This is a genomic window from Candidatus Villigracilis sp. (assembly GCF_057083605.1).
Genome location: NZ_JBXMTI010000071.1, coordinates 26280 through 40527, shown reverse-complemented (window position 1 = coordinate 40527; position 14248 = coordinate 26280). Strand labels below are relative to the sequence as shown.

Here is a 14248-nt window from a genome sequence, read left to right as displayed (position 1 = left end):
CTATGGATAAAACAAAAATGGATGACCATATGCTGTGAATTTTCTACGTTAGGATCGCTTCATAACGCATGCGCCCGCTTTCGGGGCCGAGCGGCACGATGAATAGATCAAGCATGCCCATTTCTTCATGTTCAAGACGATAAATATGCTGCATCAGATAATGTGGACTGACGGGGCCAAGGAATTGCAGTGAAAATGGAGTTCTCGCATCCGGCTGGGACGGGGAGCCTGATTCTGTTACACTAACCAATTCCAGGCTGATAGATTCCATCCCCTCAAGCTGAATACTAAAGGGCTGATTTAAGTGTGGAGTAAAGTGACTACTCTGCAGTTTATCCAATGTAAGCATGTTCTTCCCTCATTTTAGGTGACCATTTCATAAAATAATAAACACCCTTGTCTTCAGCCAAATGAAAACCCAGCTTTTCATATAAATGCAAGGCTGGGTTAAATCGTTCAACATGAATTGTCACCACCAGATGATCTTTCGCCGCCTCTTCCAGAATCTTATTGAGTAAGCCTGATCCGATACCCTGTTTCCGAAACTCGGGCAGCAGTGTGATATCCATAATGCGAATTTCATCGTCACGTTTATACAGATACAGCCGTCCTACCGGCTGGTCATCAAGCAGGATTACCTGATATTGTGCACCGGGATAGTTTTCTTTGTAGTATTGATACTGGGAATTAAATTGCATTCGCAAAAAGGTGTCTTTTTGCTCGACGTTCCAATCCACCAACGCCATTTCATCCATGCGCGTGCTCGAATAAACGGAGAATAGGAATTCTTCGTCGCCAGACGAAATAGGCCGTAGGTTGATCATCATTGCCCCTTTATCTAAATGACTGTTCTTTGATAACTTACCCGATCCATAGCGTTTCCTCCGTCTGATTGATAACTACTGATAAATGAAGGAGAAGGTAAAACCAAACGCGTTTCATTTATTGTGGTGGGACAATCCCACTAAACAAGATAAATAAGACCAAATTATTAAAGTTATTATAGTCATTCCTAACAAAAATGCAAGGATTTGTTATGGGTCAAATGGGCTACTTGTATAGACTGCTATCAGATCTCGTTCAAACTTTCACAGAAACGGTTGAGGCGACATCAATACCTATTGCGATGAAAAGTGATGACGCATGCACGCCTCTCTTTCCGCGCCTTTAACTGTTCGGGTTTCATCATATAGTTTTCATCGCTGTTGCATTGTTGTTTGCAGGCATAGCCTCGATTTTCAAATTGCTCCCATCAATTCATGAGATGGTTTTCAGTGTATACTCATTACACTCACCAATAAAGATAAAAGGATTGATTATTCAAAATGAGCGACTCAGCCAAAACAATTTATATCGTTTCGGGATTGCCTAGGTCGGGCACTTCCATGATGATGCAAATGCTTGAAGCAGGTGGATTGCAAACAGTAACAGATAATATCCGCACGGCAGATGACGATAATTTGCAGGGATATTATGAATTCGAAAGAGTAAAGCAATTAAAGGAAGGGGATTCGGCGTGGGTGGAAGATGCCTGTGGAAAAGTCGTAAAAATCATATCCGCCCTGTTGGAATACCTGCCCGCAGACTACCGATATAAGATTATATTTATGGAACGCAATTTGCCAGAGATTTTAGCGTCACAAAGAAAAATGCTGGAACGAAGAGGGAAACCCAGTAACGAGAATGATGACGAGATGTTTTCAAATCTTTACAAAAAACATCTCTTGAAAGTAAAAACCTGGCTTGCCGATCAGGCTAATATCCAGGTCGCCTATATAAAATATAACGACTTGTTGTCAGACCCCAAAAGTATGTCGGCGGAAATTGCCCGCTTTCTCGATACGCCTCTGGATGTTCAAGTCATGGCGGGCGTCCCCGAGGAGAAGTTTTATCGTCAGCGAAAGCCTTCTTCCCAAAATTGATTGCCTGGGCTAGTCAGGCAAAAAAGGTTCATTAACTTCCTTTAGTTTTGCTCTTACCCAGGCGAGTAATTCTGAAGCAACATCCTTTTTTATAAGAGATAATTCGTTAAATTCTTCAGGGTCAGTTCTGATATCAAAGAGTTGAATACGTTCTCCATCGCTTCCGAGTTCATCGTATCCAAGATAATAAATTAGCTTGTAGTTTCCCTCAACCAGCATAACTGTTGCCTTTGTTAATGGAAGCGCGGGGTCGTTTTGCCGGGCCTGCACCGAGTACACTTCTTCATGTTGCTGGAGGATTTGTGAATTGTAAGGAGGCAAAATGACACCTTCAGACCATTCGGGAATGTTGTGGTCTGTTACGTGCAGGAGGGTCGTCATCACATCAACTGCGCTGGTCGGTGTGTAGATATCCCGGCCAGTTTGTCTTCCTGGTTCAAAAACCAGCAAGGGTATCCGAACGATGGGCTGATATAAAGTAGCCGTTGTATGGCCTGATATGCCGCGCTCCTGCATCTCGCCGTGATCGGAAGTGAGTACAACCCAGGTGTTCTCAAGCAGCCCTGATGATTCCAGGGTGTCAAATAGTCGTCCGAATTCACTGTCTACGTTCAAGATGAATTCGTCATAATAAGCCCGTGACTTTGCCAAAACCTCATACGGATTTTCCTCTGTAAAGAGATCGTCGGGCTTATCTAACGGCTTCCACGAATCGTTTACAAAGGTATTGGTGAATTCGCGCCGTGGTTTATATGGAAAATGAGGCGGGAAATAATGACAATATGTGAAAAAAGGCTGGGGGAGATTGATTACTTGATCTTCGAGCCAATTGATGCCCTCTTCAAGCGTGTAATAATTGTCACCGTTGGTACTTGGCAGCCCGTAGGGAAAGAGATCTTTATAACCTGCGATTTTCCCTTCTTGATATTTTTCATATAAATGTGACAAAAAGAGGGAATACGAGTAGCCGCCCTCACTGAGCTTCATTTCCCTTGCCCAGCTCACCGTGGCAATGTCTTCATCCTTTGAAAATAAATTACGGATCAAGCCATCATTGTTGATGAACAGCGTTTCCCGCGGGATGTACTCGTCGATATCCATTTCAAATTGTTGTAATAGGGTATTCGCCAGCGGATTGTGTGTATATGCAACACGGTAATAGTCATCAAATGCATGAAACACGCTTTTATTTGTAAGCACATCCCTGGCTTTTGCGCCGAATCGAAATGCGCGATGCGTCCAGGGCAGTGTCATCGTTAGCAATGAGGCTGTGCCTGGTGTTGTGAAATTACCGGCAGCAAAATGATTGTGGTATACGGTTGCCCGTTTTGCCAGCCGCTCCAAATTAGGCATGGTCTTGCGTCCGTATCCATACAAGGAGATGTTGTAAGCAGAGAGGGCGTCGAATAGAATCACCAACACATTTTTCTTTTCTCCCTGAAGCAGATGTGTTGCACCAAGCTTTTTCATGAGTGGAGGCGCCGCTATACCAAAAGGAAGTATTCCCGCTAATTTTAGAAAATCGCGGCGGCTAAGACTGTGTTTCAATGTTGTCAACCTTGAAAATTACGGATAAGGATGACGGCAAGCGCAGCAATATCAATGAACAAATATATGGTCATTAACAGCGAGAGCCGCTCGATCCCCTCTTGAATGAACTGAAGAAATTTATCAGATTTCAGTACGAAATAAGCTGGGATCAGAATAGTTGGAAAAACGATCAGGAGAATGGACGCATATAGAATTCTCAAGGGATGATCAAACCCTACAAAGAAACTGATTATTTGTGGTGAAGGTGAAATTCCCCAGAGAAAATACAGATGATTTACCATTGCCCAAAGCGATGCAACAACGATCAGCACACTTGATAAGGCAATTCGTCTTTTTTCCTCCCACTTTGTTGAGATCAATAGGCCAAGTATGCCGGATATGAGGAATATAGCCACGCTTTCAACGAAAGTGAAGATGAGCCCATAGGACATTACCCCAATTGCATCCCACGAGTTTGTGCGCTCCGTAACCCAGGAAAAATCGTTGAAGGCTAGGATGAAGGTCCAGATGTGAAGCGGAAGTGCACACATCAGGAACAATGACCACAATCCCTGGCGTGAGTAGAGTTTGAAGTTCATGTTAGAGGTAGCCAAGATCTTTCAACCTTTTTTCAACTTGTTCTTCATCCTCGTCACTGTATGACGGGGGAGGAGCTGAGTCTTTGGTCTTCTTTAGATTCTTGCCGATTGTTATGGCAGGAATATCTTGATAGGAGGGCGTTGGCCAATTTAAAAGACTTTCCGATGAGAAAATCACACCTGGCACAGAATCGGAATCGAAGCAATGATCGGCTCCCCAATGTTCTCGATTGATCTCGATTTCTTCGCTTCGCCACTGACCTAATCCTGTTTCAGCCGAGCCACGATAGGGAGGGGCATAGCCGATAAATAGATCGGGTCCATATTCCGCAAGTTGACCCTGGAATGCTTCCTTACGCATGAGAACTTTTTGAACGACCTGCCCGCCACCTGGGCCTTTCCACTGGAGAAGGTCATCCTTTAGTTTGTTGAGAAGGTTGGTGCTGTCACCCTCGGAAACTTTACCCTTGCCCTCTCTTCCAGCGATGTTCAGATAGAGACTATTCAAACCTAAAGCGTAGGCATCCGTCTGGGACCAGTCAGCCTCTTTGAGGTCGGAGGAAGAAGCGTTCTTTGTCGTCATGTATCCATGATCGATTAACCATCGGTTTAAATGAACTTTGTAATCGAACCTTCCAAAACCATGATCCGATAAAACGAGAACTCTTATATTATTTTTAGTGGTTGCTTTTTCCAGAATGCGACCAATCAATAGATCAAGCTTAATGTAGTACGCCTCAATGACGTCCTCGCGACCTTTCCAGAACATATGTTGAACTCGGTCCAGGCTGTCGAAAACACAAGCAAGTACGCCTTCATCAAAATTATTCAAGGAACGGGTCAGTACGCGTTCGCGTTCGGCATCGACCATTTCACACAATTTGAGGAATTGATCATCGTTGATGAAACCCTCGTTAAGCGCAGTGGTATCTTGAGGCCACCCAAGCGTAAGGAAGGGCCCATTCGATTTCCATTGATCCTGAATAAATCCTTTCGGTGTGCTATAAGGCCACGGTGAGGCAAGCGGGTGAAGTTGAAGCGGCAGGAAATACAAACCTATTGGATCCAGCTGAGTTAAGATGGCACGGCTAATTGCCTTGACGGTCATTCCAAAACCAACGGGGAAAGGAAGCTCAAAGATCTCACTCCATTCGCCCTGCTTGAGCCCGACCGTTTGTTTCCCGATCCGCAATGTTGGGGTTTGTTTATTGTCAACGTCCAGCTCAAAACTGACATTGACGTTACCTCCCTTTTTTGCAGGACCTTCCAAAACACCTGAATATGAAGATGCGCTTTTCTTCGTTAAAACGCGAGTTGGAGTTTTTTGCTCTGAATTCGCGGCCCGCTGTTCTGGCGAAAAAAATGTACCCACACCAAGGCGGCCAAGAATATCCGGCGTACCAAGCCCAGGAATAGTTGCAACAGGTGATGCGTAACGAGCCGGAAAGGTTGCGGGCCACCATAGAGAGGTTGCGGGGTAGCCATCGTTGACCGCCTCGTCAAAGATAGTCTGTGTATTGTACGGAGGGACAAATTGGAGGCCAAGCAGGTTTTTTTGAGTAGGAAGCAGGGAAACCTGCAAACTATAATTGGATGGGTTGCGATGCACAAAGTCAAACATGCCATGATCGCCGGGGTTCGTCCCAGTGGCAATGCTCGTCCACGAAACTTCGCTTTGAGGCGGATCAGCTACACGGAAACGTGAATAACCCCCTGACCGGGCAAGCTTGCTCAGATTGGGGGTTTTGCCTTTTGAATGGAGTTGTTCAAAAAAATGTGGGTCGAATGCATCCAGACCAATAATAAATGTGCGCATATATGTGAAAGCTAGGTGTTATTGGTCGGCTTCAGATTGTTTTTCTGGTGATTCGCCTTCATCAGTCTTTTTTCGCATGGATCGGCGAAGTTTTGCGATGCCAATCTTAATCCTACCGGCAAACATGAGAATCGTGCCAGAAAGGATACCAAAAACTACCGCGAGAATTTGGAATAACATTCCACCAGAACTTGGGTCAATATACATAATATTCCTCTTTTACTTAATTTTTTACTTGTCTAACTATTATAACAAATATCACATCGGCATTACGGCATCCTATTCATTTTTACGTATTTCTGCAAAAATTGACCTAGCGAAGGTCGTTGTTTCATGAATGGCGGATGTCACCATACCTGTTCAGATATTGCGTAAATTATGCTTTATGGGGGATTAACGCTAATCTGTATGCAGCTATAATACCAAATGTAAATTAATATTATTTAATCATAAGGAGAAATGAGATGAAAAAGTACGGAATTTTACTTGCGATCCTGGTGCTTGTATTCGCATCACTTGCCTGCCAGACGGTATTGGGCGGCGGAAGTGGTAGCGATGAGACGGAAACCCTTCCCCCGCTTGATGACACAGGCGACATCCCAACCTCTTCACCTGAGTCATCAGACGATTTTAATTTTTCCCTGAGTGGTGATGTCGAATTTCCCATGCCTGGCGATGCCTTTAATGTGGTTGATGTAGGCGGCGTGGTTAATTTCCAAACCAATCTGAGTTTGGATGAGGCCATGGCTTTCTACCGTGACGAGCTTGGTAAGCAAGGTTTCACCGAACGCGAACTATTGACCACAACCTCGGACGGCGTTTTCAGTTTTGTCTTTGACGGCCACGAAAGCGGACAAGCCCTCGTCATTCAAGGTGTGGACCTTGGCGATGGCACTGTAAATATAAATATTTCTCTCCAGGATGTTTAGTTTAGCTTGATGAAAAAGAGTCGATACTGCTAAAGTGTCGGCTCTTTTTTCATTTCAACTTCCACCCATTTTCTTACGGAATTCACCAAAAATACTTTTGAGCACTTTGGCAATTCGTCTTTGCGGATGTCTCTCTCTTTGATTTGATTCGTCTCTAGCAAATGCGCGCGGAATGTGCCAGCCAATAGTCCGCAGGAGAGCGGAGGGGTAGAGAGTTCTCCTTCTATTTCAACAACCAGGTTGCCGATAGTGAATTCGGTCAATTCATTCTTTTCATTGAATAATAGAATGTCATCAACGGTTAGTGCAGGGATTGTTGGGTAGATTTTGCGGTGTGTGGTCTTGTGGAAAAGAAATACATTGCTTGAATCTATTGCCTTCTCCGCAAGGCGAACCTTGAAAGACTTATCTTGCGGTTGAAAATCTTTTGTCTCTTGCGAAAGTTCACCCAAACGGTTGAGTGAAATCTTTACCCGTTTTGGTGATGCAAATTTACTAGCAATTTGTTCGAGAAAAACTTCCAGCTCTTCTTTTGAAAACGGAAAATCAAAATATCCTGCTGAATCTTCCATTCGTGCAATATGCTTCTCCAATAAGAAGTAACTTTCTTCTGGCGCCCAAAGCATGGTTTCAAAAAGGGAAAATTCCTGTTGACGTTCGGTCAGCACACGAGATTTGAGCAAAGCCTCGTCGTATTCATCTGCGCTGGTCGAATCCCAGACAACGCCGCCGCCCACACCATATTCTGCTTGCCTATTTTCTTTGTCGATCGAAGCTGTGCGGATTGCAACATTGAATTGTGCTTTGCGGTTTGGTGCAATATAGCCGATGCTGCCTGTATAAATATTTCGCGGAGTGGTTTCCAACTCTGAAATGATTTTCATCGTACTGACCTTCGGCGCGCCCGTGATAGATGCGGAGGGAAACAGCGCAGAGAAGATTTCAGACAATGATGCATTTGTCTTTGCCTGTACAGTGGATATCATTTGGAAAAGAGTTGGATATTTTTCCACTTTAAATAAGTCAGGAACTTGCACACTTCCAACTTCCGCAATTCGCCCAAGGTCATTGCGAACCATGTCCACGATCATTACATTTTCAGCGCGGTTTTTTGCGGAATGATGCAGCCACTCAATTTGCTTTTTATCCTCCCGTGTTGTCCGCCCGCGCCTTACGGTCCCTTTCATGGGATGACTGTAAATCTTGTTTCCATCCAGTTTGAAAAACAATTCAGGCGAAGCCGAGCAAATGATATAGCGTTCTGTGTTGATGTAAGCTGCGTATTTATTTTGTGACTTTGCAAGATGCAAAAATAATTGCCATGCAACTTCGTCTGTTTTCATTCGCGAGTCGGTGACGAAGTCCGTTTTCAGGCGCATTGTGTAATTGACTTGATAGGTCTTTCCCTCCGCGATTGCATCTTTTATTTTTTCAATGGCGGTGTTATAACTCTCGCGCTCAGTGGTTGCCTGCCAATCGAGAGACGTAAAAGTTTCTTTTGGTGTGGGTAATTGAATGATACGTGGTTCTGAATATAAGCCAAACCAAAGCAACGGAAAATCACTTGTGCCCAAAACATGCAGGGCACTGTCAAAGGCAGGTGCTGCCTCATAGCTGAGAAACCCCGTTGCATGCCAGCCATTTTTGTTGACAAGGTTCTCCACTTCCCTGAGCGTCTCAAGCACATCACGCACACGTTCTGATTGCAGGACTTTATGTGGGCGGGAATAATATAGCCAGTCGCTGTTGTTTTTCAACAAAACTTCATTTGTTTCGATCAAGGTGCCCTCAAAATGAAAAAATTCCTTTCAATTGTACCTCGCTGGATTCCCGCTCTTCTTCTGATGCTAGCCATCTTTGTATTTTCTTCGCGCCCTGATGATGCCCTCCCAAGTTTTCAAGGCTGGGACTATTTGATCAAGAAAGGGGCACATATGATTGGGTACGGTCTGCTTGCCTTGTCATATCTTCATATTTATAAACGGGACAAGAAATATTACTGGCTGGCATGGCTGATGGCATTGTTGTATTCTGCCACCGACGAGTTTCATCAGTCCTTTGTACCTGGCCGCCATGCTTCCATTACGGATGTGCTGATATTCGACAACCTTGGTGCGATGTTTGCGTTGTCCTTGCATTATGTTTTTTGGAGGTAGCATGAAAAAAGGGAAGCCTTGTAGGGGCCTCCCTTTTGCTCCGTTCACAAATTCTATTCAAATTCTATTTCAATTTCTTCGTCATCTGTCCATTCACCGACTCGTTCAAACTCTATATCCCCAAATAATTGATCCTGCTTTGCGACGATGTGATAGCGTTTGATCAGTTCCAGAAGGGCCAAAAACGTAACAACGATCTCCACGCGAGTGGATTTGTCGCTGATTAACCCGCTGAAAGCCATGCGCTGAATATTCTTCATCGTCTTCGTAATGTATTCGATCTTTTCGCGTATGGTAACTTTGGGAGCAGTAATGATGACACCCAGCGGTTCCTTTTCTTTGCCTTTCGCGAAAGCCGATTCGGCGGCTGTGACCAAACCTTCCAGAGTCAGGTTTGAAAGATCGAGTTTTACCTCCACTTTCGGCGGGGGCGCGATACGCAGGTGGGTGCGCAAATTATTTTCCTGCCGCTCCATCAGCCAGCCCGCAATTTCCTTGTAGCGCTTGTAAAGTTTTAATTGGTCGATCAGTTCCGTACCGGGATCTGCTTCACCAGGTTCGCGTTCTGGCGGGCGCGGCAGCAACGCCTCCGATTTGATCTGCACTAACTTTGCCGCGATGACAAGGAAAGCCGAAATCTCATCAGGCATCATCTGTTCCAGCCCGTGCAAATACGACAGATACTGGTCTGTAACCGATGCGAGTGAAATAGCGGTAATATCCAGTTCGGTGCGTTCGATCAGGCTAAGTAAAAGATCGAGCGGCCCCTCGTAAACCGAGGTTTGCACTTTATATCCGCCAATTTGATGTCCTAAAATGCCTTCCATAGCGGCGGAATTATACCAGTGTATAATCGCACCCATGTCAAAACTAACTCACATTGATGAACAAGGCCACGCAAAAATGGTGGACGTTGGTCACAAGCCCGATACTGAACGAACTGCCATCGCGCGCGGTGAAGTACACATGAAAAAAGAGACACTGGAATTGATCCGCGCTGGGCAAATAAAGAAAGGCGATGTGCTAACTGTGGCACAGATCGCTGGCATCACCGCCTCAAAGCGGACCTCGGACCTGATTCCGCTATGTCATCCTCTCCCACTCTCGAAAATTGACGTGGACCTCGCTCTCGATGATTCTTTGCCTGGCGTTGTCATCACAGCCACCGTCAAGGTGACTGGCAAAACAGGCGTCGAAATGGAAGCGTTGACGGCAGTTTCTGTTGCAGCATTGACTGTCTATGATATGGCGAAAGCTGCTGAGAAAACGATGCGGATTCAAAATATCCGCCTTGTTGAAAAACATGGCGGTCAGTCGGGCGATGTGGTGAATGAATAACTGATGTGTCATCCTGAGGGAGCGTTCGTTGCGACTGAAGGATCTCAGGGATTGGCGTAGAGATGTTCACCGCACTGGCGCGAGGCGCAAGTGTCGCTCCGCTCAGAATGACACAATGGAAAAATGAAGATAATGGAATACTCCTCAATTAACTTTGAAGAAAAATTCTCGAAATTCTCTGAGCAGTGGTCGCCAAAGATCATTGCTCAGATGAATGACTATCATCTCAAGTTGGCGAAGGTGCAGGGAGAATTTGTTTGGCATGACCATCCTGAAGCAGATGAGGTTTTTATTGTCATCAAAGGTCATCTGGATATTTTCTTCCGCGATGGAAAAGTCTCGTTGAATGAAGGCGAGATGTTCGTTGTGCCAAAGGGCGTGCAGCACAAGCCTGTTGCCGAAAGCGAATGTCAAATCCTTTTGATCGAACCTGCGGGCACGGTCAACACTGGCGACGTTAAAGATGATCTTACAGCTCCAAATGATGTCTGGATATAGGAATGAACCATATTAAACTTTTATTTTTTGCAACATTACGGGATCGTGCAGGTACTAAATTCATGGAAATGGACATTCCTGCCGATATGACCATACAAGGATTGAAAGATAAACTTTCAACAGATTTTCCGAATTTGAAAGAATCCATGAAATCAGTGCTTATGACCATTAACCGTGAATATGCTTTTGACGAAGCGGTTGTCCCTTCGAATGCAGAGATTGGCATGTTCCCGCCTGTCTCTGGTGGATAACCGCCTTTTACGCATCACGTATTGCGAATCACAAATTTGGGCCCAAATGACATCTTCTTTTCCAACCATCTTTTCAATCACCGAATCCGAAATTGACTTGAACGACCTGCTCGCGAAAATCACACTGACCAGCACCGGCGCGGCGGCGATTTTTACGGGCATGGTGCGCGGTGTGACGACACGCGGCGATGCCCACGAAACCGAATACCTTGAATATGAGTCTTACGTCCCTATGGCAGAAGCCAAGATGAAACAAGTTGCGGATGAGATCCGTGAAAAATGGCCTGTCATCGAAGGGATTGCGATCGTCCAGCGGATTGGTAAGTTATACCCAAAGACGCCGACAGTACTAATTGCGTGCACCGCTGCGCATCGTGACACAGGAGTCTTTGATGCCGCACGTTATGGCATTGACCGTCTCAAGGAAATTGTACCCGTGTGGAAAAAGGAAATTGGCCCCCATGGCGAGGAATGGGTGGAAGGCGATTACATCCCCAAGCCTGGCGAATAATATGTTTTTACATACTGAGCGATTGATCTTGTGTAATTTCGTGGAAAGCGATCTTGATGCATTTATAACCTATCCCAATGACCGGGTGTGAATAAAAGCCTTTTGGGACTGATCAGATTTGAGCGGGGTGAGAAGCGTTTTGTCTGCGTGACGATTTTTACCTAATGGTGTTCTATATTGGACTCGTATTTATCTAATACTCATCGCTGGAGGAACAATGCAGGAGCGTATCGTCATAACAGGCATGGGGACAGTAAATCCCCTTGGTTTGAATGTAAAGGAAACCTGGGGTAATTTGGTTGCGGGGAATTCAGGTGTTGGGCCGATCACTTTATTTGACTCTCATGCAGCGGCTCTCCAAGTGCATATTGCTGCGGAGGTAAAGGGATTTAATCCTGGCGAATTTATGGATGCGAAGGAAGCTCGCCGCCGTGATCGTTTTGAGCAATTCGCAATTGCATCGGCCAAAGAGGCGTTGTTTCAATCAGGTTTGGAGATCACAGAAAAAAACGCCGGGAGGGTCGGCGTGATCATTTCATCGGCTATTGGCGGATTGCAATCACTGCAAGATGCAATCCTGACAAATCACACAGAAGGACCTCGGCGTGTAAGCCCGTTTTTGATCCCAATGTTAATGGCAAATGGCGGCGCCGGCATGGCAGCGATTGAGTTTGGAATCAAAGGCCCGAGCTTCTCGGTGGCTTCTGCCTGCGCTTCAGGCTCGGATGGAATTGGTACGGCTTTGATGATGCTGCGGACAGGCATGATCGATGCGGCTCTTGCGGGCGCTGCGGAGTGCACCATCACCTCAACGGGTGTGGCAGCCTTTGACCGTGTCGGTGCAATGTCACGCAAGAATGATGATTATTCCATGGCGCCTCAGCCATTTGATAAAAACCGTGATGGCCTCGTGATGGGCGAAGGTGGGGCTGTATTGGTGCTTGAACGAGAATCTGATGCAAAAGCACGCGGCGCGAATATCCTGGCTGAATTGGCAGGTTACGGCGCGACCGCGGACGCTTATCACGTCACCGCGCCGCATGAGCATGGCGCGGGCGGCGCGGCGGCCATGCTGATGGCTTTGTCATCTGCAAATGCAAATATGCAGGATATTGGTTATATCAATGCTCATGGAACAGGCACGCTCTTGAATGACCAGGCTGAGACTCGCGCTGTGAAAGCCGCATTTGGCGAGTTGGCATATCAACTTCCCATTTCTTCCACAAAGTCCATGACGGGCCACATGATGGGTGCTACGGGCGCTCTGGAGGCCATCTTCTGTGTTCAGGCAATCAGAGAGGGCATACTGCCTCCCACAGTTCATTACGAAACTCCAGACCCCGAATGTGATCTTGATTACATCCCGAATAAAGCGCGTGAAGCAAATATCTCATTTGCCATTAGCAATGCCTTTGGTTTTGGCGGGCATAATGCAGTGCTGGCCCTCAGAAAATATAACTGAAATCGGTCTTGTGAAGCCGAAAAATGCGTGCTATAATCCGCAGTCGCGTTTTGGAAACTATATCAAAAGTTAGGAAGAACGGAAATGGCAGATCTTATAAAGGCCGTAGAGGCCAAAGTTAATGAAAAAATCCCGCAGTTAAGCTCTGGCGATACAGTTAGCGTGCATGTCAAGATCAAGGAAGGCGAGCGCGAACGTATTCAGGAGTTCAAAGGCATTGTGATTCGTTTGCGCAAAAGCGGCAACGACGCCAATGTCACAGTCCGCCGCATGGCCTCCAACGGTATCGGCGTGGAACGTACTTTTCTCCTTCGCTCCCCGCGCATCGACAAGATCGTTGTCGAACGCCACGGCAAAGTCCGCCGCGCACAGTTATACTTCATGCGTGACCGCACAGGTAAGGGTGCGCGCCTCAAGCAAAAATTCGACTAGGGTTTCTGGGAAGCCCTAAAGGATAAAACCCTAAAGGTCTCCAAGGCTTTAGGGTTTTTTATTTGGAGGAATGATGGCAAAACCACTGATCGGTATCACCACCCGCAACGGAAAAGATGCGAACGAGCACCCGATAACCGCGCTTCAACATTCATACATCAATGCGATTTTGCAGGCGGGCGGTTTGCCTGTAATGATTCCCGTGATTTTGCCTGAAGAAGACTTCCTCGATTTGTATTCCCGCCTTAATGGGATTCTCTTCACTGGAGGCGGGGATATTTCCCTTGAGCATTTCAACGGCTCCGACCACCCGAGAATTGGTGAGGTGGACGATGCGCGGGATACTACCGAGCTTGTTTTGATGCGTACCGCAGTTAACGATGGCAAACCGATCCTTGGAATCTGCCGCGGCGCTCAAGTAATGAACGTGGCCCTGGGCGGCACTCTTTATACTCACATCTATGACCAAATGAAAGGCGCATTGGATCATGCCTATCCCGGTGACTTGCGCAGGACAATCGTCCACCCTGTAAATGTGGATGAAACCACACGTTCCGCAGAGATATTTGGCGAAACCCTCTTGAACGTTAACAGTTTGCATCATCAAGGCCTGAAGGATATTGCGCCAAGTTTAAGAGTTGCGGGCCATGCTCCAGATGGCCTGGTGGAGGTTGTGGAAATAACAGATCACCCTTACGCAGTAGCTGTACAATGGCATCCTGAGTGGTTGACAGACCAGCCTGCCATGCAGAGATTGTTCAAGTCCTTCGTGGATGCTTCGGGGAAATAACTTTCTCGTTTAGA

The 14248-nt window shown here is 46.2% G+C and carries 18 protein-coding genes; 10 read left to right on the top strand and 8 right to left on the bottom strand.

Annotated features, from left to right (window positions below):
- Positions 1-43 precede the first annotated feature (43 nt).
- Positions 44-349: a DUF6916 family protein gene (locus tag AC14M5_RS11000; RefSeq protein WP_484029714.1), complete on the bottom strand. Its 306-nt coding sequence runs from the start codon at positions 347-349 to the stop codon at positions 44-46.
- Positions 333-827 carry a GNAT family N-acetyltransferase gene (locus tag AC14M5_RS10995; RefSeq protein WP_484029713.1) on the bottom strand — a complete coding sequence of 165 codons (495 nt, stop codon included), beginning with the start codon at positions 825-827 and terminating at the stop codon, positions 333-335. The genes AC14M5_RS11000 and AC14M5_RS10995 overlap by 17 nt, the downstream gene beginning before the upstream one ends.
- Positions 828-1325: 498 nt before the next feature.
- Between AC14M5_RS10995 and AC14M5_RS10990 the strand changes: the two genes are divergently transcribed.
- The gene (locus AC14M5_RS10990) at positions 1326-1922 is read left to right on the top strand and encodes a sulfotransferase (RefSeq protein WP_484029712.1); all 597 of its coding nucleotides are present in this window, start codon (positions 1326-1328) and stop codon (positions 1920-1922) included.
- 9 nt (positions 1923-1931) lie between these two features.
- On the opposite strand, the gene AC14M5_RS10985 is transcribed toward AC14M5_RS10990, so the two are convergent.
- The 4 genes from AC14M5_RS10985 to AC14M5_RS10970 form a co-directional block, all read right to left on the bottom strand.
- Positions 1932-3392, bottom strand: a complete 1461-nt coding sequence (locus AC14M5_RS10985) for a sulfatase family protein (protein WP_484029711.1) — start codon at positions 3390-3392, stop codon at positions 1932-1934.
- Positions 3393-3475: 83 nt separating this feature from the next.
- Positions 3476-4051, bottom strand: a complete 576-nt coding sequence (locus tag AC14M5_RS10980; RefSeq protein WP_484029710.1) for a hypothetical protein — start codon at positions 4049-4051, stop codon at positions 3476-3478.
- A gap of 1 nt (position 4052) precedes the next feature.
- Positions 4053-5867 (bottom strand): alkaline phosphatase family protein, encoded by a 1815-nt coding sequence (locus AC14M5_RS10975; RefSeq protein WP_484029709.1) that lies wholly within the window; start codon positions 5865-5867, stop codon positions 4053-4055.
- A gap of 18 nt (positions 5868-5885) precedes the next feature.
- Positions 5886-6074: a hypothetical protein gene (locus AC14M5_RS10970; protein WP_484029708.1), complete on the bottom strand. Its 189-nt coding sequence runs from the start codon at positions 6072-6074 to the stop codon at positions 5886-5888.
- A 257-nt stretch (positions 6075-6331) separates the two neighbouring features.
- On the opposite strand from AC14M5_RS10970, the gene AC14M5_RS10965 reads away from it, so the two are divergent.
- Complete coding sequence (locus tag AC14M5_RS10965; RefSeq protein WP_484029707.1) at positions 6332-6796, top strand: hypothetical protein; 465 nt, start codon at positions 6332-6334, stop codon at positions 6794-6796.
- Between the two features lie 29 nt (positions 6797-6825).
- Here AC14M5_RS10965 and pabB read toward each other — a convergent pair whose 3' ends face one another.
- A complete protein-coding gene (pabB, locus tag AC14M5_RS10960; RefSeq protein ID WP_484029706.1) occupies positions 6826-8577 on the bottom strand; it encodes an aminodeoxychorismate synthase component I in 1752 nt (583 codons plus the stop codon).
- 12 nt (positions 8578-8589) lie between these two features.
- Between pabB and AC14M5_RS10955 the strand changes: the two genes are divergently transcribed.
- Positions 8590-8952: a VanZ family protein gene (locus tag AC14M5_RS10955; RefSeq protein WP_484029705.1), complete on the top strand. Its 363-nt coding sequence runs from the start codon at positions 8590-8592 to the stop codon at positions 8950-8952.
- 53 nt (positions 8953-9005) lie between these two features.
- Here the strand turns inward: AC14M5_RS10955 and AC14M5_RS10950 are convergent, their stop codons facing one another.
- On the bottom strand, positions 9006-9815 hold the full coding sequence (locus AC14M5_RS10950) for a segregation and condensation protein A (RefSeq protein WP_484029704.1): 810 nt from the start codon (positions 9813-9815) through the stop codon (positions 9006-9008).
- Between AC14M5_RS10950 and moaC the strand changes: the two genes are divergently transcribed.
- The 7 genes from moaC to AC14M5_RS10915 all read left to right on the top strand — a co-directional run bounded on the left by moaC (position 9814) and on the right by AC14M5_RS10915 (position 14234).
- Positions 9814-10290: a cyclic pyranopterin monophosphate synthase MoaC gene (moaC, locus tag AC14M5_RS10945; RefSeq protein ID WP_484029703.1), complete on the top strand. Its 477-nt coding sequence runs from the start codon at positions 9814-9816 to the stop codon at positions 10288-10290. The genes AC14M5_RS10950 and moaC overlap by 2 nt on opposite strands.
- A 132-nt stretch (positions 10291-10422) precedes the next feature.
- On the top strand, positions 10423-10788 hold the full coding sequence (locus AC14M5_RS10940) for a cupin domain-containing protein (protein WP_484029702.1): 366 nt from the start codon (positions 10423-10425) through the stop codon (positions 10786-10788).
- 2 nt (positions 10789-10790) lie between these two features.
- Entirely contained in the window at positions 10791-11039 is a 249-nt protein-coding gene (locus AC14M5_RS10935) for a MoaD/ThiS family protein (protein ID WP_484029701.1), read from the top strand.
- A gap of 46 nt (positions 11040-11085) precedes the next feature.
- The gene (locus AC14M5_RS10930) at positions 11086-11550 is read left to right on the top strand and encodes a molybdenum cofactor biosynthesis protein MoaE (RefSeq protein ID WP_484029700.1); all 465 of its coding nucleotides are present in this window, start codon (positions 11086-11088) and stop codon (positions 11548-11550) included.
- Between the two features lie 217 nt (positions 11551-11767).
- On the top strand, positions 11768-13012 hold the full coding sequence (gene fabF / locus AC14M5_RS10925; protein WP_484029699.1) for a beta-ketoacyl-ACP synthase II: 1245 nt from the start codon (positions 11768-11770) through the stop codon (positions 13010-13012).
- A gap of 84 nt (positions 13013-13096) precedes the next feature.
- Entirely contained in the window at positions 13097-13444 is a 348-nt protein-coding gene (gene rplS / locus AC14M5_RS10920; protein WP_484029697.1) for a 50S ribosomal protein L19, read from the top strand.
- Between the two features lie 73 nt (positions 13445-13517).
- Positions 13518-14234, top strand: a complete 717-nt coding sequence (locus AC14M5_RS10915; RefSeq protein ID WP_484029696.1) for a gamma-glutamyl-gamma-aminobutyrate hydrolase family protein — start codon at positions 13518-13520, stop codon at positions 14232-14234.
- The last annotated feature ends 14 nt before the right edge of the window (positions 14235-14248 follow it).